24 protein-coding genes and 2 pseudogenes are annotated in these 21,677 nt (G+C 69.6%); 16 read left to right on the forward strand and 10 right to left on the reverse strand.

Annotated elements, in window-relative coordinates; genetic code table 11:
* Positions 1 to 73: 73 nt before the first annotated feature.
* From QCN29_RS21350 to QCN29_RS21375, 6 genes are all read left to right on the forward strand, one after another.
* Positions 74 to 205, forward strand: a complete 132-nt coding sequence (locus tag QCN29_RS21350) for a hypothetical protein (RefSeq protein ID WP_279930082.1) — start codon at positions 74 to 76, stop codon at positions 203 to 205.
* A gap of 129 nt (positions 206 to 334) precedes the next feature.
* Positions 335 to 709 (forward strand): cytidine deaminase, encoded by a 375-nt coding sequence (locus QCN29_RS21355; protein WP_279930083.1) that lies wholly within the window; start codon positions 335 to 337, stop codon positions 707 to 709.
* Between the two features lie 442 nt (positions 710 to 1,151).
* A complete protein-coding gene (locus QCN29_RS21360) occupies positions 1,152 to 1,637 on the forward strand; it encodes a hypothetical protein (RefSeq protein ID WP_279930085.1) in 486 nt (161 codons plus the stop codon).
* 303 nt (positions 1,638 to 1,940) lie between these two features.
* Positions 1,941 to 3,320: a WxL domain-containing protein gene (locus QCN29_RS21365; RefSeq protein WP_279930086.1), complete on the forward strand. Its 1,380-nt coding sequence runs from the start codon at positions 1,941 to 1,943 to the stop codon at positions 3,318 to 3,320.
* Positions 3,321 to 3,377: 57 nt separating this feature from the next.
* Positions 3,378 to 4,523, forward strand: coding sequence for a WxL protein peptidoglycan domain-containing protein (locus tag QCN29_RS21370; protein WP_279930087.1), 1,146 nt, complete (start codon positions 3,378 to 3,380; stop codon positions 4,521 to 4,523).
* 11 nt (positions 4,524 to 4,534) lie between these two features.
* Positions 4,535 to 5,533, forward strand: coding sequence for a GTPase Era (locus tag QCN29_RS21375; RefSeq protein WP_398859632.1), 999 nt, complete (start codon positions 4,535 to 4,537; stop codon positions 5,531 to 5,533).
* A 16-nt stretch (positions 5,534 to 5,549) separates the two neighbouring features.
* Here QCN29_RS21375 and QCN29_RS21380 read toward each other — a convergent pair whose 3' ends face one another.
* Both QCN29_RS21380 and QCN29_RS21385 read right to left on the reverse strand, forming a co-directional pair.
* Positions 5,550 to 5,816 (reverse strand): protealysin inhibitor emfourin, encoded by a 267-nt coding sequence (locus tag QCN29_RS21380; protein ID WP_279930089.1) that lies wholly within the window; start codon positions 5,814 to 5,816, stop codon positions 5,550 to 5,552.
* Positions 5,817 to 6,024: 208 nt separating this feature from the next.
* The gene (locus QCN29_RS21385) at positions 6,025 to 7,116 is read right to left on the reverse strand and encodes a M4 family metallopeptidase (RefSeq protein ID WP_279930091.1); all 1,092 of its coding nucleotides are present in this window, start codon (positions 7,114 to 7,116) and stop codon (positions 6,025 to 6,027) included.
* A gap of 296 nt (positions 7,117 to 7,412) precedes the next feature.
* On the opposite strand from QCN29_RS21385, the gene leuA reads away from it, so the two are divergent.
* The 6 genes and pseudogenes from leuA to QCN29_RS21415 all read left to right on the forward strand — a co-directional run bounded on the left by leuA (position 7,413) and on the right by QCN29_RS21415 (position 12,362).
* Positions 7,413 to 9,182: a 2-isopropylmalate synthase gene (gene leuA / locus QCN29_RS21390; protein WP_279930094.1), complete on the forward strand. Its 1,770-nt coding sequence runs from the start codon at positions 7,413 to 7,415 to the stop codon at positions 9,180 to 9,182.
* Positions 9,183 to 9,386: 204 nt separating this feature from the next.
* The gene (locus QCN29_RS21395) at positions 9,387 to 10,079 is read left to right on the forward strand and encodes a TerB family tellurite resistance protein (protein ID WP_279930096.1); all 693 of its coding nucleotides are present in this window, start codon (positions 9,387 to 9,389) and stop codon (positions 10,077 to 10,079) included.
* A 46-nt stretch (positions 10,080 to 10,125) separates the two neighbouring features.
* Positions 10,126 to 10,479, forward strand: a pseudogene (locus QCN29_RS21400) (HAD domain-containing protein); the annotation flags it as partial.
* A gap of 182 nt (positions 10,480 to 10,661) precedes the next feature.
* Positions 10,662 to 11,006: pseudogene (locus QCN29_RS21405) on the forward strand (VOC family protein); the annotation flags it as partial.
* Between the two features lie 319 nt (positions 11,007 to 11,325).
* The gene (locus QCN29_RS21410; protein WP_279930097.1) at positions 11,326 to 11,469 is read left to right on the forward strand and encodes a hypothetical protein; all 144 of its coding nucleotides are present in this window, start codon (positions 11,326 to 11,328) and stop codon (positions 11,467 to 11,469) included.
* Between the two features lie 89 nt (positions 11,470 to 11,558).
* Complete coding sequence (locus QCN29_RS21415) at positions 11,559 to 12,362, forward strand: hypothetical protein (protein ID WP_279930099.1); 804 nt, start codon at positions 11,559 to 11,561, stop codon at positions 12,360 to 12,362.
* Positions 12,363 to 12,469: 107 nt separating this feature from the next.
* Here QCN29_RS21415 and QCN29_RS21420 read toward each other — a convergent pair whose 3' ends face one another.
* From QCN29_RS21420 to QCN29_RS21440, 5 genes are all read right to left on the reverse strand, one after another.
* Positions 12,470 to 12,964 (reverse strand): hypothetical protein, encoded by a 495-nt coding sequence (locus QCN29_RS21420; protein ID WP_279930101.1) that lies wholly within the window; start codon positions 12,962 to 12,964, stop codon positions 12,470 to 12,472.
* A 104-nt stretch (positions 12,965 to 13,068) separates the two neighbouring features.
* On the reverse strand, positions 13,069 to 14,748 hold the full coding sequence (locus QCN29_RS21425) for an alpha/beta hydrolase (RefSeq protein WP_279930103.1): 1,680 nt from the start codon (positions 14,746 to 14,748) through the stop codon (positions 13,069 to 13,071).
* Between the two features lie 35 nt (positions 14,749 to 14,783).
* Positions 14,784 to 15,134, reverse strand: coding sequence for a hypothetical protein (locus QCN29_RS21430; RefSeq protein ID WP_279930104.1), 351 nt, complete (start codon positions 15,132 to 15,134; stop codon positions 14,784 to 14,786).
* A gap of 98 nt (positions 15,135 to 15,232) precedes the next feature.
* Positions 15,233 to 15,517, reverse strand: coding sequence for a DUF397 domain-containing protein (locus QCN29_RS21435; RefSeq protein ID WP_279930105.1), 285 nt, complete (start codon positions 15,515 to 15,517; stop codon positions 15,233 to 15,235).
* Positions 15,499 to 16,332 carry a helix-turn-helix domain-containing protein gene (locus tag QCN29_RS21440; RefSeq protein WP_279930107.1) on the reverse strand — a complete coding sequence of 278 codons (834 nt, stop codon included), beginning with the start codon at positions 16,330 to 16,332 and terminating at the stop codon, positions 15,499 to 15,501. The genes QCN29_RS21435 and QCN29_RS21440 overlap by 19 nt, the downstream gene beginning before the upstream one ends.
* A 114-nt stretch (positions 16,333 to 16,446) precedes the next feature.
* On the opposite strand from QCN29_RS21440, the gene QCN29_RS21445 reads away from it, so the two are divergent.
* Positions 16,447 to 16,707 carry a hypothetical protein gene (locus tag QCN29_RS21445; protein ID WP_279930110.1) on the forward strand — a complete coding sequence of 87 codons (261 nt, stop codon included), beginning with the start codon at positions 16,447 to 16,449 and terminating at the stop codon, positions 16,705 to 16,707.
* 2 nt (positions 16,708 to 16,709) lie between these two features.
* A complete protein-coding gene (locus tag QCN29_RS21450; protein ID WP_279930137.1) occupies positions 16,710 to 16,922 on the forward strand; it encodes a hypothetical protein in 213 nt (70 codons plus the stop codon).
* Here the strand turns inward: QCN29_RS21450 and QCN29_RS21455 are convergent.
* Positions 16,870 to 18,159 (reverse strand): hypothetical protein, encoded by a 1,290-nt coding sequence (locus tag QCN29_RS21455; RefSeq protein WP_279930111.1) that lies wholly within the window; start codon positions 18,157 to 18,159, stop codon positions 16,870 to 16,872. The two genes, QCN29_RS21450 and QCN29_RS21455, sit on opposite strands and share 53 nt — an antisense overlap.
* A 306-nt stretch (positions 18,160 to 18,465) precedes the next feature.
* On the opposite strand from QCN29_RS21455, the gene recO reads away from it, so the two are divergent.
* Positions 18,466 to 19,212, forward strand: coding sequence for a DNA repair protein RecO (gene recO / locus QCN29_RS21460; protein ID WP_279930114.1), 747 nt, complete (start codon positions 18,466 to 18,468; stop codon positions 19,210 to 19,212).
* Positions 19,213 to 19,244: 32 nt separating this feature from the next.
* Positions 19,245 to 20,069 (forward strand): isoprenyl transferase, encoded by an 825-nt coding sequence (locus QCN29_RS21465; protein ID WP_279930116.1) that lies wholly within the window; start codon positions 19,245 to 19,247, stop codon positions 20,067 to 20,069.
* A gap of 101 nt (positions 20,070 to 20,170) precedes the next feature.
* Here QCN29_RS21465 and QCN29_RS21470 read toward each other — a convergent pair whose 3' ends face one another.
* Both QCN29_RS21470 and QCN29_RS21475 read right to left on the reverse strand, forming a co-directional pair.
* On the reverse strand, positions 20,171 to 20,602 hold the full coding sequence (locus QCN29_RS21470) for a Fur family transcriptional regulator (RefSeq protein WP_279930119.1): 432 nt from the start codon (positions 20,600 to 20,602) through the stop codon (positions 20,171 to 20,173).
* A 136-nt stretch (positions 20,603 to 20,738) separates the two neighbouring features.
* Positions 20,739 to 21,677, reverse strand: coding sequence for a metal ABC transporter permease (locus QCN29_RS21475; protein WP_279930120.1), 939 nt, complete (start codon positions 21,675 to 21,677; stop codon positions 20,739 to 20,741).

The raw sequence follows: 21,677 nt of genomic DNA on the forward strand, positions 1-21,677 counted from the left end.
GGGACCGCCGGGACCGGGACCCGGACCGCAGCGCGGCCGCGGCCGGCAGCGCCGCGGCCACGACGATCGCCACATGGTGGCCCGCCAGGGGGCCGGAGTGACGCGCGTGCTGGTCATCCCGAGCCAGGAGCCGGGCGCGAAGAGCCCGTTCGAGGACCTGGCAAAGCGCGCGGGCGACAAGCTCGTCAAGGGTGCGCAGAGCTGAAGCGTCCCCGCTTAAGGCCCGGCAGGGTCTCCCGCAGAGCCGATGAGGCTGCGGAAACGTCTGAGCGGCGAGGTTCCCCGCCCCGGGGCCTCGCCGCTCGCGTACGCGTCGCCGATCTATGCTCGGTCCATGACGCAGAGCACCGACCAGAGCACCGGCCTGGGCCCCGAGGACCGCAAGATCATCACCCTGGCGCGCAGCGCCCGCGCACGCAACGCCGTGCCCGAGGGCGCGGCCGTACGGGACGAGACCGGGCGCACATATGTCGCCGGAACGGTGGCGCTGGACTCGCTGAAGCTCTCCGCGCTGCAGACGGCGGTGGCGATGGCCGTCGCGAGCGGCGCGCGGTCACTGGAGGCGGCGGCGGTCGTGTCCACCGCGCAGGCCCCCTCGGACCAGGACCGGGCGGCGGTTCGCGATCTCGGCGGCCCGGACACCCCGGTCCTCCTGGCGGCCCCCGACGGCACACTGACCTCCGCCACGCCCGCCGGAACGGCCGACTGAAACAGCCCGCCGCCGCGGCTCGGCGCGGCGGCGGCCCTCTGCCCGGCGCGGCGGCCCGGGATCCAGCCGGCGCGCTCATCCAGCCGGCGCGCTCATCCAGTCGGCGTGCCCGTCCAGCCGGAGCGCCCGTCCAGTCGGCGTGCCCGTCCAGCCAGCGCGCTCGACAAAACGCCGCTCGCCCCCTTGCGTTCATGGTGCTCCTGCGCATCAATGAACAGCAGATCAGCCGACGGACCGTCAGATCGACGGGTCGGCCGGGCCCTGGAGGGCGAGCCGCCGTCCGGGCCGCATCGGCCGGCCGTCCGCGCGGTGGCGCGTGCGCACCCCGCCCACCCGAAGCGACGGTCCGAGTCCACCCGTTCACCCTCGGCGCAGCTCGTGTGCTGTTCCGCGCCGCAGTCAGGGCTGCACCCACTCCCCCCACACGGGAAAGGGGAATCCCATGCGACCCAGCGCCCGGTCAGGCATCGGCGCAACCGCCCTGGCGGCCGCCGCCCTTGCCGCACTGTCACTCGCCTTCGCCCCGGCCGCCGCGGCCGTCACGCCCGCCACCGCGACGGCCTCGTACGACTGCGGATTCTGGGGCGGCGGCGCGGCGAGCCTCACCGCGACCCAGGAAGGCACAGCCGCGACCATCACTCTCACCTCCGCCGTGACCACACCCGTCGCCGTCGGCGCGGACGAGATCGACGCGACGCTCACCCTGGCGAGGAACGGCGGCGGGACGGCACAGTTCACCGGAGAGAAGAACCCGGCCCTCCCGGCCGGGTCGCCGGTCGTCATCGGGCCGTTGAGCGGGACCGTCGCCTCCGGCGACAGCCTCGACTCGTACTTCGGCGGGACGGCCCTGTCGATGACCATCTTCGGCATCCGCGTCGGCTGCGACGCCGTGAGCAGTCAGTCGCCGGGCCCGTTCGTGTTCGACTGACACGCGTGCGCGTCCGCGCGAATCCGCCGTCGGCGCCCCCGCGGTCCGCGGGGGCGCCGGCACACGCTTGGGTCTGCGCCGTCCACGCCGTCCACGCCGCCCCTGCCGTCCACGCCGTCCTCGTCGTCCACGCCGCCCCCGCGGAACGCTCACGGGATCTTGACAGTATCTGATGGGTCATCAGTCGGTGCATTTCGATTCCATTGACTTCTTGCCGCCCCCGCCCGTCAATGGCCCCCTGCCGCCGCGGAAGAGCCGCCGCGTCCGCACCCATCAGGACCAGGCAGTAAGAAGGGGGCAGTCATGCCTTCAGCCACCCCCGGACCCCGCAGGGCCGCAGCACCGCCCGGAAGCGCGAGGCGGTCCGCACGGCGGCGGTGGGGCGCCGCACTGGGCGCGGCCGCACTGATCGTCGGCGCGGGCCCGCTCGCCGCCTCGCCCGCCGCAGCCCTGGAGACCGCCTCCGCACCGGTGGACTTCGACACCCACTGCGTACCCCCGCCGATCGCCGGCATCCCGCCCATCGACGGCACCACGACCGCAGAGATCACCGTCGACAACGCCGCCCCGAAGGTGGGCGACACCGTCACCGTGACGTACACCGTCACCAAACCGGCCGCCAGCAACCCCGTCGACCTCGCGCTGCCCGCCGACATCATGACGCCCACCGGCAAGGTCACCCTCGGCGGTGCGCAGACCGGCGAAGTCACCGTCGCGGGCCCCAAGAAGAACCCGCCCGTTCCCGGCAAGGGAGAGTTCCCGCCGTTCTCGATGACCGGCACGTTCACGGTTTCCGAAGCCGGCTCGATCACCCTCTCGCCGGGCGACTACAACATCCACACCAGCTACATCATGGAGCTGGACACCCCCTGCACCGTGATCAATCCGCCCGCCCCCGTCTCCGAGACCGTCACCGCGACCGACGAGCCCGGCGCCAACGAGCGCGCCATCCAGCTCGCCGCCGCGTCCGGCAAACCCGGCGACCGGGTCACCGTCACCGGCGTCAAGTTCACCCCGCTCGCGGACATCACCGTCGCCGGCCGGGCCGGGGACGCCGAGACCGGCGACACCATGACCGTCACGGCGGACGCCGACGGCGGCTTCACCGCACGGCTCAAGGTCAGCGACCCGGCCACCACCGGGATCGTCGCGTACGAGGGCGACGCCTGGGACCCCGACACCGGCGCGGGCCCGGCCGCCTACACCGTCATCGAGGACACCCCGCTGCCGGAGAACAGCCAGCAGCTCACGGCCTCCGTCGCCCCGGGCGCCCTCACCATGTCCCAGGCGGGCGACGCCGTCGAGATGTCCGCCGTCGACTTCGGCGCGGGCGGCGCGTCCACCGGCGACCTCCGAACCGTGACCGTCAAGGACTTCCGCGGCGGCCCCGCGGGCTGGTCGCTGACCGGCAAGGTCACCGACTTCTCCGGACCCGACGGCGCGAAGATCGACGCGGGCGCGCTGAGCTGGACCCCGGCCTGCGCGACCAAGCCGGGCAGCCCCAGCACCTGTGCCGCGGGCTCCGCGGGACCGGTCGGCTCGGCCGGCGCCACGCTGGCCACCACCCCCAACGGGACGCTCACCGGCGGTGAGTTCACCGTCGACGCGGGCCTCTCGCTGGAGGTTCCGGCGTTCACCGCACCCGGCGACTACTCCGCGGTGCTCACCCTGACCCTCACCTGAACTCTCGAATGAAACCGTGTCGGCGGGGCCGGCCCCGCCACGACCCCGGAGGGATGCATGCGCAAGGCGTACGTCCTCCTGCTCGCCGCCCTGCTCACACTCCTCCCCCTCGGCTTCCCCGCCGCGAGCGGCGTCGCCCATGCCGCCGACAACGGCAACTGGTCGGTCTACCCCGNNNCACTCCTCCCCCTCGGCTTCCCCGCCGCGAGCGGCGTCGCCCATGCCGCCGACAACGGCAACTGGTCGGTCTACCCCGCCGCCTCCCAGCTGGGCAGCAGACCGTACTTCTACCTCTCCGCCGACCCCGGCGCCGCCGTCGCCGACGAAGTGACCGTCGCCAACAAGACCGCCGAGCCGCTGACCTTCCTGCTGTACGCCGCCGACGCCTACAACACCGCGCGCGACGGCGGCTTCGCCGTACGCACCCGGCAGGAGGAGCAGCGCGGCATCGGGGCGTGGGCGACACCGGAACGCGAGCGGATCACCGTCCCCGCCCACGGCTCCGTCACCGTCCCGTACACCGTCGCAGTCCCAGAAGACGCCGAGCCCGGCGATCACGCCGGGGCACTCGTCGCCCTCGACGAACGCATCGCCTCGGCCGGCGACGGCGCGGCCGTGGACGTCGGCGTGCGGCAGGCCGTCGGGGCCCGCGTCTATCTGCGGGTCGGCGGCCCGGCCGTGCCCGCCCTGGCCGTCGAGGACGTCACCCTCACCCACGACAAACCCCTGGTGCCCGGCTTCGGCGAGAGCAGCACGCTCATCTCGTACACACTCCGCAACAGCGGCAATGTCACCCTCAGCCCCAAGGTGACGCTGAAGGCGGAGGGACTGTTCGGGCGGGACCTCCTCGACCGCGAGCTGACGAAGGTCCCCGCGGAGCTGCTGCCCCGCCAGAAGATCCGGCTGACCGAGCGCTGGACGGACGCGCCCCAGCTCGAATGGGGCGAGGTCCGGCTCACCGCCACCGCCCGCGACGTGCGCGAGGCGGCCACCGCTCCCTTCGTCGCCCTGCCCTGGCTCGTCGTGCTCCTCCTCGCGACGGCGCTCGCGGGCGCCGCCGTCGTACGGGCCAGGGCCAGGATCAGCGCCAGGATCAGGGCGAGGGCAGGGACGCGGGTCAGGGCGAGGGCAGGGGCGCGGGTCAGGGCCGGGGTGCGGCGCGGCTCCCGGCCCGGCAGGCCGCGTGTACGCCCGAGGGTCTGACATCGGGGAGAATGGGCGCCATGAGCGCTCGCACCCCAGAGAACAACGGTCCGCACCGGGCCGGCTTCGCCTGCTTCGTAGGCCGCCCCAACGCGGGCAAGTCCACCCTCACGAACGCTCTGGTCGGCCAGAAGGTCGCGATCACCTCCAACCGGCCGCAGACCACCCGGCACACCGTGCGCGGCATCGTGCACCGCCCCGACGCACAGCTGATCCTGGTCGACACCCCCGGCCTGCACAAGCCGCGCACACTGCTCGGCGAGCGGCTCAACGACGTCGTACGCACCACCTGGGCCGAGGTCGACGTCATCGGCTTCTGCCTGCCCGCCGACCAGAAGATCGGCCCCGGCGACCGCTTCATCGCCAAGGAGCTGGCCGGAATCAAGAAGACCCCCAAGGTCGCCGTCGTCACCAAGACCGACCTGGTCGACTCCAGGACCCTCGCCGAGCAGCTCATCGCGATCGACCGGCTCGGCAAGGAGCTGGGCATCGAGTGGGCCGAGATCGTCCCCGTCTCCGCAAAGGAAGGCGCGGAGCGCGGCTCATCAGGCAAGGGCGACGGCGGGCGACGGGCGGGCAGACAGGTCCATCTGGTCGCCGACCTGCTGATCCCCCTCCTGCCGGAGGGGCCGGCCCTCTACCCCGAGGGCGACCTCACCGACGAGCCCGAGCAGGTCATGGTCGCCGAGCTGATCCGCGAGGCCGCGCTCGAAGGCGTGCGGGACGAGCTGCCCCACTCCATCGCCGTCGTCGTCGAGGAAATGCTCCCCCGCGAGGACCGCCCCGCCGACAAGCCCCTCCTCGACATCCACGCCAACGTCTACATCGAGCGCCCCAGCCAGAAGGGCATCATCATCGGCCCCAAGGGCAAGCGCCTGAAGGAAGTCGGCATCAAGTCCCGCAAGCACATCGAGGCGCTGCTGGGGACGCCGGTGTACCTGGACCTTCATGTGAAGGTCGCGAAGGACTGGCAGCGGGATCCGAAGCAGCTGCGGAAGCTGGGCTTCTGAGCCGGGGCTCCGCCCTCTATGCCCCCTCCTTCAGCACCAGCGACACCAACCGGCTCTCCCGCTCCGACAACCGCGGATCCGTCGCGTACACCGTTTCCCCCTCCACCGTGATCTGGTAGCTGAATCCGTCCGGCACCCCGACCGGCGGAGTCCGGTGCCCTTTGGCCAGTACCTGCCTGGCGAGCTCCTGCAACTCGTCGGCGTCGGCGCGGTCCGCGGTGTCCAGCTCCGCGAACCGCTCGATCCCGCCGAATCCTCCGGTACGCCTCACCTGAATACGCATGGCACCCGTTCTAGTACGAATCGGGGCGCGGCGACACCGGAGAGCCGCCGCGTAGGCGTCCCGTCCCTGAGGGCGGGGTACACCCGCGTCACCCCGGACATGTCGACAACCACGCGGACGCCCGTCCGGACGGCACCCGGCGGCGGGTGTCCCCGCGGCCCCGTCCGGGCCCCGACCCGGTCGCGCGCTCCCGCGAGGGACAGGCCCGTCAGGCGGTCTCCACCCCCACCTGCGCCCAGGCCTTCACCACCGCCTCGTGCTCGGCGCCCTCCCCGTACCGGGCGGCCGCTGCCGACGCCGTCAGCCGGGCGAAGCGAGCGAAGTCCGCGTCCACGGCCAGCTCCCCGCCGGTCAGCACGTCGAACCAGACCTGCCCAGCCCGCTCCCACGCCTTGCCGCCCAGCCGCGTCGCGAACAGATAGAAGGCGTGGTTCGGAATGCCCGAGTTGATATGCACCCCGCCGTTGTCCCGGCCGGTGCGGACGTAGTCCTGCATCGTCGCGGGCTGCGGGTCCCTGCCCAGCACATCGTCGTCGTACGCCGTGCCCGGCGCCTTCATCGAGCGCAGCGCGACGCCTGTGACGCGCGGTGCGAGCAGCCCCGCGCCGATCAGCCAGTCGGCCTCGTCGGCGCTCTGACCCAGGGTGTACTGCTTGACCAGCGAGCCGATCACATCGGAGACCGATTCGTTCAGCGCGCCCGGCTGGCCGTAGTAGCTGAGGTTCGCCGTGTGCTGCGTCAGGCCGTGCGCCAGCTCGTGCGCGATGACGTCGACCGGGATGGAGAAGTCGAGGAAGATCTCGCCGTCGCCGTCTCCGAAGACCATCTGCTCGCCGTCCCAGAAGGCGTTCCCGTACCGGTCGCCGAAGTGGACGCTGGCGTTGAGCGGCAGGCCCGTGCCGTCGAGGGAGCTGCGCCCGTACTCCTTCAGCAGCAGCTCGAAGGTGGCGCCGAGACCGCTGTAGACGCGGTTGACCGTGGCGTCCCCGACCGGCTCGTCGCCCTCGGCGCGGACCACGACGCCCGGCAGGTCCGTGCCGTTCCGGCAGTCGTGGACGGTGCGCCGCGGGCACTCCGGCGCGCCCTCCGCGTCCGCGCCGGCATCCGCGTCTGCCGTCGCCTCGGGGGCCGGAACCGGGGCGGCGACGGCAGTCAGCTGCCGTCGGGTGCGCTGTACGGCGTCCGCCTCCAGGGTGCGGCGGGCGGGCGCGGACAGGGCGGGGTCCTGCGAGCGGGCCAGCCGGTCGAGGACATGCGGAGGCACGATGGTGCAGAACTGCGTGGGCTGGATTTCAGTCATGTTCCGCAATGTGGCACTGGGTCACCGAGCTGTCACCGTCCGGCGCAATGATTGATGAAATGGAGTGATTAACTACGTTTGCCCGTAACCCATGAGTCGTCCCGCATACTGGAACGGGACCGCAGACTTCCGCGCCTCTCGGCTACGCTCGTTCATCATGCGTAGCGGGCTGCTTCTCCTTAGCCGCCGCGGCGAGGGCCTGTAGTCGTAGGCCGACCCCCTCCCCGCGGAGTCTGGTGTTGCGGTGATCACGACCCGTCGGCCGTCCCAGAGGACACTCCGAGGAGCCCTGCGCAATGTCTGAGACCCCTGTCGGTCGCCCCACGCCCATCACCAACGCGACCCGCACCCAGCAGCCGTCCGGGATGCCGATCCACAAGTACCAGCCGTACGAGGCCGTGGACATCCCGGACCGCACCTGGCCCGACAACCGGATCACGGTCGCGCCCCGCTGGCTGTCGACCGATCTGCGCGACGGCAACCAGGCGCTGATCGACCCGATGTCGCCGGCCCGCAAGCGCGAGATGTTCGACCTGCTGGTGCGCATGGGCTACAAGGAGATCGAGGTCGGTTTCCCGTCGTCCGGCGAGACGGACTTCGCGTTCGTGCGCTCCATCATCGAAGAGGGCGCAATCCCCGAGGACGTGACCATCTCCGTGCTCACCCAGGCCCGCGAGGACCTGATCGAGCGCACGGTGGAGTCCCTGCGCGGCGCGCACCGCGCCACCGTCCACCTGTACAACGCGACCGCGCCCGTGTTCCGCCGGGTCGTCTTCCGGGGCTCCAAGGACGACATCAAGCAGATCGCCGTCGACGGCACCCGGCTGGTGATGGAGTACGCGGACAAGATCCTCGGGGATGAGACGGTCTTCGGCTACCAGTACAGCCCGGAGATCTTCACGGACACCGAGCTGGACTTCGCGCTGGAGGTCTGCGAGGGCGTCATGGACGTCTGGCAGCCGGAGGCGGGCCGCGAGATCATCCTGAACCTGCCCGCGACGGTGGAGCGCTCCACGCCCTCCACACACGCCGACCGCTTCGAGTGGATGTCCCGGAACCTGTCCCGGCGCGAGCACGTCTGTCTGTCCGTGCACCCGCACAACGACCGCGGCACCGCCGTCGCCGCCGCCGAGCTGGCCATCATGGCGGGCGCGGACCGCATCGAAGGCTGTCTGTTCGGGCAGGGCGAGCGCACCGGCAACGTCGACCTGGTCACCCTGGGCATGAACCTCTTCTCGCAGGGCGTGGACCCGCAGATCGACTTCTCGCAGATCGACGAGATCCGCCGGACCTCCGAGTACTGCAACCAGATGGAGATCCACCCCCGCCACCCGTACGCGGGCGACCTGGTCTACACCGCCTTCTCCGGCTCCCACCAGGACGCCATCAAGAAGGGCTTCGACGCCATGGAGACGGACGCGGCCGCGCGCGGCGTCACCGTGGACGAGCTGGAGTGGGCGGTTCCGTATCTGCCGATCGACCCCAAGGACGTCGGCCGCTCCTACGAGGCCGTCATCCGGGTCAACTCGCAGTCCGGCAAGGGCGGCGTCGCCTACGTCCTGAAGAACGACCACAAGCTGGACCTGCCCCGCCGGATGCAGATCGAGTTCTCGAAGATCATCCAGGCGAAGACGGACACCGAGGGCGGCGAGATCACGCCGAAGGACATCTGGGCGGTCTTCCAGGACGAGTACCTGCCCCACCCCGACCCGCAGAGCGCCTGGGGCCGCGTCCAGCTCCGCTCGGGCCAGACCACCACCGACACCGACGGCGTCGACACCCTGACCGTCGAGGCGGTCGTCGACGGCGCCGACACCAACCTGACCGGCACCGGCAACGGCCCCATCTCCGCCTTCGTCGACGCACTCCAGGCCATCGGCATCGACGCCCGCGTCCTGGACTACACCGAGCACACGATGAGCGAGGGCGCCTCCGCCCAGGCCGCCTCGTACATCGAGTGCGCCATCGACGGAAAGGTCCTGTGGGGCATCGGCATCGACGCCAACACCACACGCGCCTCGCTCAAGGCGGTGGTCTCGGCCGTCAACCGCGCCGCCCGCCAGTAACACTTTCGGGGCCCGCCGGGCCCCGCGCCCCCGGTCCCCCTGCAGCAAGGGGCGACCGGGGGCGCACCGCTGCACAGGCAGCGCGAGGGAGGGGAATCGGCCATGTCCCCGGTGTACCGTCGCCGGGGTGCTGACGCGCCCTCATCGATGTGGCTAACATCACGTCAACGCGGCAGTGTTGCCGGATGGTTACGGAGGTGCGACGTGCTGCCAGTACGTGGAGTATTCGGCCGAAAAGTGCTGGTATGCGGAGTCCACACCTCGTGGAACACCATCGGTGACGGAGAGTTCTTCTGCCCCGGCTGCGGCGGCGACCGCAACTACCGCCGGCGCACCGGTCGCCGGCGCTTCACCTTCCTGGGCGTCCCGCTGCTGCCGCGCGGCTCCGCGGGCCCGGTCGTCGAGTGCGCGGCCTGCCGCTCCCGCTACGGCATGGACGTCCTGGACCACCCCACGACCACCCGCTTCTCCGCGATGCTCCGCGACGCGGTGCACACCGTCGCCCTGGCAGTCCTCGCCTCCGGCGGCACCGCCTCCCGCACGGTCCGCGAAACGGCGGTCACCACGGTCCGCGCGGCCGGCCTCGACGACTGCACCGAGGACCAGCTGACCTCCTTCATCGACGCCCTCGCCGCCGACACCGGCCGCTTCATCGCCGACTCCGGCCCCTGCGGCGCGGCCCTGGCCATCGAACTCCACGAGGCCCTCGAACCCCTGGCCCCCCACCTGGCCCCCGCGGGCCGCGAATCCATCCTCTTCCAGGGCGCCCGCATCGCCCTCGCGGACGGCCCCTACATCCCCGCGGAACGCGACGTCCTGACGACGGTCGGCACGGCGCTCCAACTGGCCCCGGAGGACACGACCCGCCTGCTGGACTCGGCACGCGCGCTGTTCTAGGAGCCGCCGCAGCGGGCTCGTCGGAAGGCCTCACTATCGTGCTGCTGTGACCGGCCACCTCCAGCGTCCGCTGCTGTTTCTCGACGTAGACGGACCACTCATTCCCTTCGGCGCGGCACCAGAGCAGCATCCGACGTACACGACGGGTCTCGGGGGCCTCGATGCCGCTGCGAATCCGCTCCTGACCAGGATCAACCCCGAACACGGGCCCCGGCTTTCGGCACTGCCGTGCGAGGTGGTCTGGGCGACGACCTGGATGGCTGACGCAAACGAGTCCATCGCGCCCCGCATCGGCCTGCCGCCGCTGGCCGTGGTGATCTGGCCGGAGCCGTCCGACACCGACGCCCAGGACGAGTGGAACGGGCTGCACTGGAAGACGCGTGCCCTTGTCGACTGGGCGATTTACCGACTCTCGGAGTGATCAGGTGGGCTGTGAACTGGGTGGATGCGCGCAGGCGTCCGTGACGGGGTGGCTCGTTGGCGAGGGCGGTCTCGATCGCACTCGCGCGGGCGACGGTAACTGCGGATGTCGTTGCAGGGCGGGTGCTTAGGATCTCCGGCATGACGCTGCGACCTGTCCTGGTGAACATAAAGGCTCTGGATGACTCGGCGGTCGGCCGGTTCTGGGCGGAGGCGCTCGGCTGGGTTGTGTCCAGCGGAGAACCCGGCGCGACCGCCGTGAAACCCGTCGGCTCGGCCAAGGGTGTCGGCCCGTATCTTGAGTTCCTCCGCTCGCCCAACGTGAAGACTGCGCCGGACCGCGTCCATCTTGACCTGGTGCCGGGCCCCGGTGACATCAAAGCTGCGGAGGTGGCCCGGCTGCGGGCCCTCGGCGCCACCGACCTTGACGTCGGCCAGGGCGACGTCCCGTGGACGTGCCTGACCGACCTGGAGGGCCACGAGTTCTGTGTCCTCGCCCGGTCCTGACGCGGCTCCTTGGCGACTCCCGGACAGGCGAGCTTCGCATGCTCACGCGCCGTGAACCGGGTGGGTTGGGCTGCGGCCTCTCGATCGATTCGGGCGGACAGGGCTTGCGTGTCGGGGAGAGATCGGCTCACTCGCCGACCACAACGCTCAACTCGCTGGCCGGGGAGCCAAGACACAGGCGGAGCCGAGCGGGAGCGTCATGGGTGGTCCTGTTCAAGGAGTTGGGCTTCGAGATCGGCGATGCGCTTGTCGACGAAGCGGAGGTTGGAGCGGTGCCTTCGAGTCGCTCCTGCAGCCTGTGGTGCTCCGGGGTGAGCTGGTGGCCGCGGTGCTTGAGGGTGGTGTTCTCAGTGGTCAGCTGCTGGACGGATTCACCGGGGACCAACTGGTCGAAGACGCGGAGCCGGCCGATGAGTTCGCCGATCCGCTGCCGTTGGGCGAAGACCTCTTTGGTAGTCGCTGATTGTCGGTGTTGCGGAAGCCGGACGCGTTGCAGGCGATGAGCTTGATCACGCGGTTGATGCCTTTGGGAGGCCCGCGTACCGTTCGATCGTGCTGCCGTACTCGAACAGACCGCCCGCCGAGTCCATTCTCGCCGCAGTCCCCACTCTCGCTCCCTACGCCCGGCCCGCGGTCGTCCTCCATCCGACGCCGGGGACACCGGGGCACCAGGACAGCTCCATCGCCGGGCCGATGCTCTGGCCTGTACACGAGCCGTGGCCGCACTGCTCCGTGCCGGACGAACAGGAGCCGTCCGGGCTGCCGCCCGTGGCAATGGTCCCGGTGGTGCAGGTCTTGCGACGGGACGCACCGGGAGACTGGTGGCCGCAAGGCGCTGATGTGTTCCAGTTGCTGTGGTGCCCGAACCCGCACTGGGACCCACCGGCTCCACACGCGGACGGAAGCCCGGTGGTGGAGATCCGCTGGCGGCGGACAGCCGACCTGCCGCAGGAGCCCTTTACGGCCCCCGCGCCCGTGCGGCAGGAAGAAGAGGACTACGGCTTCTCGCCCCGGCCGTGTCTGCTGACCCCAGTGCCACTGACAGATTTTCCCTACCCGGAGGAACTGCCGGACGAGGTCGCGGATGACGTGGAACGGCTGGTGAAGGAGACCTCCGGCGAGGACGGGGGCGACGTCATCACACGCGTGGCGGGATGCAAGTTCGGCGGCTGGCCCACCTGGCACCTCACTGAACCGTGGGAGTTCCGCTGCCGTGAGTGTGACATCCCCATGAGACTCCTGTTCACCGTGGCCAGCGACCACACCACACGTATCACCGTGGGCAGGTGGGGAGACCTCCGGGTGTTCAGCTGCCCCGTGGACATCCGGCATGGCTACGAGTTCGACGTGCACTGAGAACCCAGCCCTTCGCGCCGGGCCTGCTCGGCGAGGGCGAAGACCATGTCGGTGTCGTCGCGGAGCGAGCGTGAACTGCTCGACACGCTCGGCTGGTCAGCGGGTCGTCACTGTGGGAGCGGTTCGCTGGATGACCAGAACGAGGAATGGTGCGTTGGGGTGACCTCTTCCGTCTTGGGGCCTCCGGAAGCGCCCGGGGTGCCTGCCGGGTACGTTACGTCTGAGGCGGTTGCGCAGGGAGAGGAGACGTCGAACCACACATTCCCTGTGGCTCCCACGTTCATCGACACAACAAATCCGTCAGACGTTTCGGCGAACACATCAGGGAATTTTGCGTCTGCGTTAACGCTCGTAATGGTGTAACCCTCGGCCTCCCAGTGCCGTTGAACGAGCCCGAAGAGACTGCCGCGGCGCTCCTTCGTGACCGTCGTCGTGATTACCCGGGACCGCTTGACGTTTGAGCCGCCCGTAGCGCGGTTCAGCTCGTCGCCGCAGGCGATCTCGCCCGGTGTGCCGTACTCCCACTTCAGTGGCGGCTTGATGCCGGCAAGTGCCTCGTCCAGGACAACCTCTGCGCGTTCGCCCGCCTGTTGCATGTTCATGGTGGCGTCCTTCTGCTTCCCTTGGTCCGCATCTGACCCGCACGCCGCGAGCGCCAAGGCCAAGGCGGCTGTTCCGACCGCGCGGGTCCACTTCCAACCCCGGCTCATCGCGGCTCAACTCGCTTGATGCTGTCCCCATTGCCAGTCACCACGAGCGCGATGTTCTTCAGAGATGTCGGCCCGTCCTCGGGGTCGAAATAGTGGGAGTGCGCAGGCAGGTTACCGCTGACCAAACCCGGCAGACCCGTGTCCTGGCCTGGCTCCACGGCGAAGTGGTTGCCGCCGAAGTCCCGGTCGGCAGGGTCCGTGCCGAACCAGATTCGGTGTGTGCCGAACTCACTGCCCGGAGCCAGGTACTCAAGTGGATTCTTGGCAGGCAGCTTGGTCACCTGGTCATTGTCGGCTGCTCCGACGTACACATGGTTCGCCCCTACGCCAAAATCCTCGGCCTTGTCGACGCCGACTCCCGGGCTGCCGATGAGAATCACATCGTCGGCCGGGAGACCTCCCTTCGCCTGGCTGGCCTCCCCAACAGTGAGGGAACCGTAAGAGTGACCGAGAGCGGTGATGTGGGGGTCCCCGCCATCGTGAGTCGCGCGGATGCCGCGTAGGAATTGGTTGTACGCCGGTGCACCTGCCTCAGCATGGTCGTCTGACATCACGTCCAGGGCCGAAGGGCTAGCCTCACGCAGCTGCGGTGTGTCATAGCCGAGCCACACGATCGATGCGGTCGGGTTGTCCCGATCGAGTCGACCGGCGGTCACGGCCACGTCCCGGGCCCGCTGCACATCCGCGCTGGCGAAGTGCCCCTCCAGCCTTGTATTCAGCCCCGGTACGTACGCCGAGACGTTCTTCGACGTGTCCGGGTTGCCGAAGGAGACTATTGCCCGGCCGTTGCCCTCCGCACCTAGGCCCAGGAGATACGGGCGTGGTTCGCCGCCTTTCGCCAGCTGGTCCTGGATGCCCTTCACGCCCTCGACCTTGGCCTTGAGTGACTCCGCGCGGTCACCTGACGCGCCTGCGTACTCGGACTCGAGGCCGGCGAGGAGCATCGGGAGATAGGCACGGTTGGCCTTGTCCCGGTCGGCGGCGGGGATGCCGTCTCGGTTGCCGATTTCCTGGGCGTAGTCCTGGATGATCTCCGCCTGGAGCGAGGGTGACAAATCGTCCCACCACGCACGGACGGCCTCTGGCGACGCGTTCTTGTCCGGCATGCCCAGCTCGGTCAGCAGATCCCCGTGAAGGCTGCTCGCGGTGAACAACTCGGCGGCCCGTACGCTCCAGTCCCCTTTGGCGCATCGGTTGGCCGCGTCCGTGAACAGCTTGACCGATTTCGCATACTCTCTGTCGGCCGAAGCCGCTTCTGACAGGGCGCGGCCGATCCGGTCGGCATAGCCCTGCGCACGAGTGGCCTGGTCGCGGCGCATCATGGCGATGTCTCCGGGCTGCATGTCCTCCGTGCTGATGTCGGGAGCGGCGACGGAGCCGTCCTCGGAGACCTTGTATCCGGCTGCTTCCGCGTCCGCCAAAGCGTCCTTCAGCGTGTTCTGATGTGTGGCGAACTCGACGCCCGCTGCTCTGAGTACTGTCCCGACGCTGTCCAGCTCCTGTTTGGCGACGTTCAGATACCGCTGCATCCTGCCGAGCTTGTCGGCGGCCGTCTCAGCGGCCAGACCGCCCCATGTCTCCTGGCCGAGCCGGCGGTGGAGGTGCTTGCCGCACGCCTCGATATGCTTGCCGAAGGCCTCGGCCAGTTTGTCCCAGGCGTCCCCCGCGTCTGCCATGGGAAACGGCTTGGCATCTCGCAGTTCGGAGACCTTCACCGAGGCATCCCGGCACCGTACGTGTAGGGCGGCAGGCCCTGAAAGGCTCGGCGGCGCTCGTCGTCCTCATTGCGGGATGCCTTCCCTGAGGCACTGACCGCGTCTCCGGCCCCGTCGACCAGTCCGGCCAGAGACCGCAGCGCCTTGGCCCAGGCATCGACACACTCGTCGAGAGCCTTTGCGGTCCGCCAGCCGGGAAGCCCCTTGACGGCGTTGTCCGTGGGTTTGTAGAGAGTCTTGATGTCTGCAGGGATGTCCTGTGCAACCTTGCGCGCGGCTGCCCCCGCCTTCTGCACGTCGTCTGCCTCGATCCAGAAACCACCCGTGCCCCCGAGCGGCGTGCCCATACAGCCTCCCCGTGTCTCGCTGGTTGGCGATCACCGTGTCCGAGAACACTACCCGGGCCGTTCTGTGTCGAAGGGTGCCTGTGGACAACTCCGAGGAGTCAAGCCTCGTGTGCGGGCTTGAGGGTCTCGACGAAGGCGGCCCAGGCGGGGGCGGTGACCACGAGGACGGGGCTGGAGGGGAGCTTGGAGTCACGGACGGGGACGACGCCGGGGATGTTGTCCAGCACTTCGAGGCAGCTGCCGCCGTCCCCGTCGCTGTGGCTGCTCTTCCGCCAGGCGGCCGCGCTCGGGAAGTCGTACCCCACTTCGACGCATTCGCCGCCGTCCCCGTCGCTGTAGCTGCTCTTGCGCCACCGGGCGGTGCTCAGGTCGAACGCTCGCATCGTCTGAAGTCCTCCGCCGCCGACTCGATCAGGGCCAGGGACGCCTCCGGCGACAGCGCGGCGGCCCTGAGGAGATCGTAAGCGGCCTGTGTACGCTTCACCACCGCTGGATCGTCCAGCAAATTCCCCGAATACACCGCTTCTGTATAGGCCGTTGGCGGAGCGTCCTCGAACTCCATCAGCGTGAACATCTTGCCCATCTGCGGGTGTGCGCCGGTTGCGAACGGAACGATCTGGATCAGCGCCTTGCGGTCGCGGACCATCGTCGCGAGATGGTCGAGCTGGTGGGCCATGTCGACTGATGTCCCTGCCTGGATCCGCAGTGCTGATTCGTGAAGGATCGCCCAGTACAGCGGACGCGTGGCATCGCCCAGGATCTTCGCGCGGTCCATACGTGCGCCGACGGTGTCTTCGAGGAACTCCTCTGTCGCCAGCGGGTTACTTGCCAGTACGACCGCGCGTGCGTACTCCTTCGTCTGAAGCAGGCCCGGGATGAGCGTCGGGGCGAAGTCGCAGATTTTCGTGGCCAGGGCTTCGAGCTCCGCCGCCGCGGCGAAGTAGGTCGCATACGGCGACTTGTCGATCAGCTTTCGCCACATCCTCTCGAAAATGCCATCGGTTTGCAGCACCTCGTCGATGCGCTGCGCCACATCCAACTGCGGTTTTCTGATGGCCTGTTCGAACTGGCCGATGTATCCGCCGGACACGAACACCCGTGTCCCCAGCTCCGATTGTGTGAGGCCCGCCGCCTCTCTCCGCCGCTTCAGCTCCGCGCCGAAGAATTCCCACGCCGCCTGCCGCAGACCCTTGGCCATGGATCAATCCCCTTGTGACACACGTCCGTTGTAGTGCGCGTCCCCCTGTTGAGCGTAGCTGCGGAGCGTCACCCTTGTATTGCGAAACGTGAAGTCGGATCGAAGAGGAAAACCATGGCCGCGAACATGTCGAAGCCCCCGAACCCGCGCACCCGGCACTCGGTGAATTGCATCGAAGAGGCGGAGGAGACCGTAAACAGACTGCGTGAAGTCCTGCAGCAGTCGGGCATTACGCTGCCGTCGCTGCGCGTCGAGCTCGCCTCGTACACCCGGGACATCCCCTGCCCGCTCATTGAACTGGGGCGCTGCAACGTGGACACGGCGCGTGCCATCGCCGCCGCTGTGCTCTCGGGGAAAGGGGGAGCAGCGCAGTGACGATGCCGGTCGAGGGCACGTACGTCGTCGACGTCCGCACCGGAACGGTGGGCAGGTACGTCGGTCAGACCGGGCACACTCTGCGGCTGCGGCCGTTGGGCGGCGGTCGGGAGTGGGTGTGCACGCCGGAGAAGGTCCGGCCGGCCACCGCCTCCGAGCGGATCAGCGCGCAGACGGCGTACGAGAACGCCCGGAGCCGCGGGGAGGTTCCTTGACCTCTGGGGCCTCCTTGAAGGCGGACGCGGATGGGAACTTCACGTCCGCGCAGCCGCGGCGGGCGGTGACGTCGACGACGTACGCGCGGAACACCGCCGAGAGCCGCGCCCGTACGGTGCGGTCGTAGGGGTAGGCAACCGTCAGCGTATGGAGGGCGGGTTGGTCCTGACAGGTGGAAGAGGCCCACCAGACATTCGCGCCGCCGACCTCCCCTGCGGTACCGGGTTTGAGCGGTGTCTGGTCAATGACGCCTTCAGCGGTGACCGCTGTCGCTTCGTCGCCGAAGAAGGACTCCGTCTGCATCCACCACGGCAGATGCCGGAGAAAGGGCTCCAGCTCGAAGTCCCGGTGCAGCCACGGATTCAGCTCGGGCCATATACGGCGCAGTTCATCCGTGCTCAGGGCGAGCAGACAGGACTCCGTCCAGGCCCGTGCGCTGGTCGGAGCCGCCAGGAAGCGGTCGGGCAGCCTTCCGCGGTCGGCGCCGTGCAGGAAACGTGCGTACCAGGCGCAGGTGCCGTCCGCAGCGGTCGCGGCGCCGAGGCGTCGGTTCGGCGGCTTGAGGTTTTTCGGGGGCCGGGCGAGCTGTGCGGAGCAGTCCAGCTGGGCCGCTGCCTTCTGCGCGGCCTCCCTTGCCAGGGCCGCCAGGGTCCTGCGCTCCTCGGCCGTCACCGTGTCCGGGTCGTAGGAAGCCAGTGCGGTGGCCGACACCGAGGTGAGTTTCCCGTTATCCGGTGCGTCGCACACGGCCTTCATGGTGACCCTGCCCTGTGTGTAGCTGCCGAGGCGGCCGTCACCAAGGGGGTGCTCCATCGGGATGTCGGCGTCGCGCACCGGGTTGTCCGTGCCTTCGCGTATCTCGTTCTCGAAGGGGGCCGTGACGCTGTTCCCGACGAGGTGGGCGTATCGCTCGTTCGGCTTGGGGCGTATGGACAGCTGGAACAGGCCGAAGAGTTTGTCTTTCCCCGTCACGCGATAGACGACGCAGCGTTCTGTCCCGGTGACGGGTGCGGTGATGCGATCGTCCGCATCGTCGGGGGCTTGTGCGCGCAGCGTTCCCCCGTGCAGCCTCAGCACTTTCTCCGGGTCCACCAGGCCCCCGCATGCCTTGGCTATCTCCTCCTGGCTGCGGGCGCGGGTCCGTAACTCGTCGAGGTTGGTCCACAGGCTCCAGCCGCCGAAAGCCAGGCCGAGCAGCGCCACTCCGACGATCAGCCGGTTCCACCTCTGATCCATGGCGGATAAAAGTATCAACCGACGAATGGCGGGGGTGGGGTGGCGCTGCTCGGTTCACGGTTGCGGCGTCGCTATTCGGCCTTGCCGACGTCGCTGTGCTGCAAGTCGTGCAGCGGGGCTCTGCGCGGGCGCGTCTCCCGGGCTGCCGGACGACCCTGCGGATCTCCGGCCCATCCGACTCATTCCGCGACGTCGCCGCCGCCCGGGGGAGCTGCTACGGCAATTGCCACGCTCGCCGGAGCGGGTCGCCGGACCGGGTCGCAGGACCGGGTCCGCCGCCGGCCGGTGGTACGGGACAATGGAGCCATGACCCTCTTCCGTGATGACGGCATCGTCCTGCGCACCCAGAAACTGGGCGAGGCCGACCGCATCATCACGCTCCTCACCCGCGGACACGGGCGGGTGCGGGCCGTCGCCCGCGGCGTGCGGCGCACCAAGTCGAAGTTCGGCGCACGGCTGGAACCCTTCTCCCACGTCGACGTCCAGTTCTTCGCCCGCGGCAGCGACCTGATCGGCCGCGGACTGCCGCTGTGCACCCAGAGCGAGACCATCGCTCCGTACGGTGGCGGAATCGTCGCCGACTACGCCCGCTACACCGCCGGCACCGCCATGCTGGAGACCGCCGAACGCTTCACCGACCACGAAGGCGAACCGGCCGTCCAGCAGTACCTCCTCCTCATCGGCGCACTGCGCACCCTCGCCCGCGGCGAGCACGCCCCCAACCTCGTCCTCGACGCCTTCCTGCTGCGCTCCCTCGCCGTCAACGGCTACGCCCCCAGCTTCGAGGCCTGCGCCCGCTGCGGCCTCCCCGGGCCGAACCGGTTCTTCTCCGTCGCCGCGGGCGGCGTCATATGCGGCGACTGCCGGGTGCCGGGCAGCGTCGTACCCTCTGCGGAGGCCGTCGGGCTGCTCAGCGCGCTGCTGACCGGCGACTGGGCCACGGCGGACGCCTGCGAGCCGCGGTACGTCAGAGAGGGCAGCGGACTGGTCTCCGCCTATCTGCACTGGCACCTGGAGCGCGGGCTGCGCTCACTGCGATACGTCGAGAAGTAGCGATCAACACACCAATGGGAGATGTGAGCCGCATGGCACGACGCGGAATCCTGGGCCGGTCCCGCCGCGAGTACAAGGTCCCCGAGCCGCACCCGTCCGGCGCCCGGCCACCCAAGATCCCCGGCGAGCTGATCCCCAACCATGTCGCGGTCGTCATGGACGGCAACGGCCGCTGGGCCAAGGAGCGCGGGCTGCCCCGCACCGAGGGCCACAAGGTCGGCGAGGGAGTCGTCCTCGACGTCCTCAAGGGCTGCCTGGAGATCGGGGTGAAGAACCTCTCCCTCTACGCGTTCTCGACCGAGAACTGGAAGCGCTCGCCCGACGAGGTCCGCTTCCTGATGAACTTCAACCGCGACGTCATCCGCCGCCGCCGCGACGAAATGGACGAGCTCGGCATCCGCATCCGCTGGGTCGGCCGGATGCCCCGCATGTGGAAGTCCGTCGTCCAGGAGCTCCAGGTCGCCCAGGAGCAGACCAAGGGCAATGACGCGATGACCCTGTACTTCTGCGTCAACTACGGCGGCCGCGCCGAGATCGCCGACGCCGCCGCGGCCATCGCCGCCGACGTCAGGGCCGGCAAGCTCGACCCCGGCAAGGTCAATGAGAAGACCGTGCAGAAATACCTGTACTACCCGGACATGCCGGATGTCGACCTCTTCCTGCGGCCCAGCGGCGAGATGCGCACCTCCAACTACCTGATCTGGCAGAGCAGCTACGCCGAAATGGTCTTCCAGGACGTGCTGTGGCCCGACTTCGACCGCCGCGACCTGTGGCGCGCCTGCCTGGAGTACGCACAGCGCGACCGCCGCTTCGGCGGCGCGATCCCCAACGAGGTCGGCGACGAGGCCGTCAAGTGAACGGCCAAGTGACCGGATGACGCACAAGGGGCGGGGTGCCCGGCGCCCCGCCCCTCATCCTGCGAGTCATCCTGCGAACGCTCCCGCACATGACCCTGCGGTCACTGCTTCTTCGCGGCGCACTCCGCACATGTACCGAAGATCTCGACCGTGTGCGCCACATTCACATAACCGTGCTGCGCCGCGATCGACTCCGCCCACTGCTCCACCGCCGGGCCCTCGACCTCCACGGCCTTGCCGCACAGCCGGCACACCAGATGGTGGTGGTGGTCGTCCGTCGAGCAACGGCGGTACACCGACTCGCCGTCGCTGGTGCGCAGCACATCGACCTCGCCCGCCTCGGCGAGCGACTGCAGCGTGCGATAGACCGTCGTCAGCCCGACCGAGTCGCCGCGGTGCTTCAGCATGTCATGGAGCTCCTGCGCACTGCGGAACTCGTCGACCTCGTCGAGCGCCGCCGCCACCGCGGCGCGCTGCCGGGTCGACCGACCGCGCACAGGGGCCGCCTTTCCGCCGCTTGGCGCCGTCGTCACAGGTGCCTCCTCGCCTCGCCGCTCTTCACTCACGTCCGGCCAATTGTGCCAGGTTGCGTGGGACACCCGGCCGACCTGTCGACTCCTGGCCAGACCTTGACGCGCTCCTTGACTGAAGACGGCCCACGGGGCGGGTTCAGACCCTGACGTCGTCCGCCGGAGTCTCCGGAGTCCGCGGGGGGCCCGGGGTCCCAAGGGGCGTCAGGGGCTCCGAGGCCTGCCCGGCCGCGTGCGCCGCCGCCACAGCGGCCTCGGCCGCCCGGGCGCGTCGCCGCGCCAGCGGGGTCGCCAGTGCGGCGAGCACGACGAAGAGCGCGATCGTCAACAGAACAATGGTCGCTCCCGGCGGCACGTCCTGGTAGTACGAGGTGGCCGTGCCCGCCACCGAGACGGTCACCCCGATCACCACCGCGCCTGCGAACGTCGCCCGGAACGACCGGGACAGCTGCTGCGCCGCCGCCACCGGGACCACCATCAGCGCGCTGACCAGCAGCAGTCCGACCACCCGCATGGCGACGGTGACGGTCACCGCCGCGGTCACCGCGATCAGCAGATTCAGCGCCCGCACCGGCAGGCCGGTCACCCGCGCGAACTCCTCGTCCTGGCTGACCGCGAACAACTGCCTCCGCAGCCCGATCGACACCAGGATCACAAACGCGGCCAGCAGCGCGATCGCCGTCAGGTCGGCGTCGGAGACCGTGGACAGCGAGCCGAAGAGATAGCTGGAGAGGTTGGCGGCCGAACCCCCGTCCGACAGCTCGATCAGCATCACGCCGCCCGCCATGCCCCCGTAGAACAGCAGCGCAAGCGCGATGTCGCCGCGGGTGCGGCCGTATGTCCGGATCAGCTCCATGGTGATCGCGCCGGCGACGGACACCAGCGTGGCCATCCAGATGGGGTTGGCCGACAGCAGAAAGCCCAGACCCACACCGGTCATGGCGACATGGCCGATGCCGTCGCCCATCAGCGCCTGCCGGCGCTGCACGAGATAGATGCCGACGGCGGGCGCGGTGACGCCGACCAGGATCGCGGCGATGAACGCCCGCTGCATAAAGGCGGTGTCGAGGATGTCCAT

The sequence above is a fragment of the Streptomyces chengmaiensis genome (assembly GCF_029846775.1).
Classification (GTDB): domain Bacteria; phylum Actinomycetota; class Actinomycetes; order Streptomycetales; family Streptomycetaceae; genus Streptomyces; species Streptomyces chengmaiensis.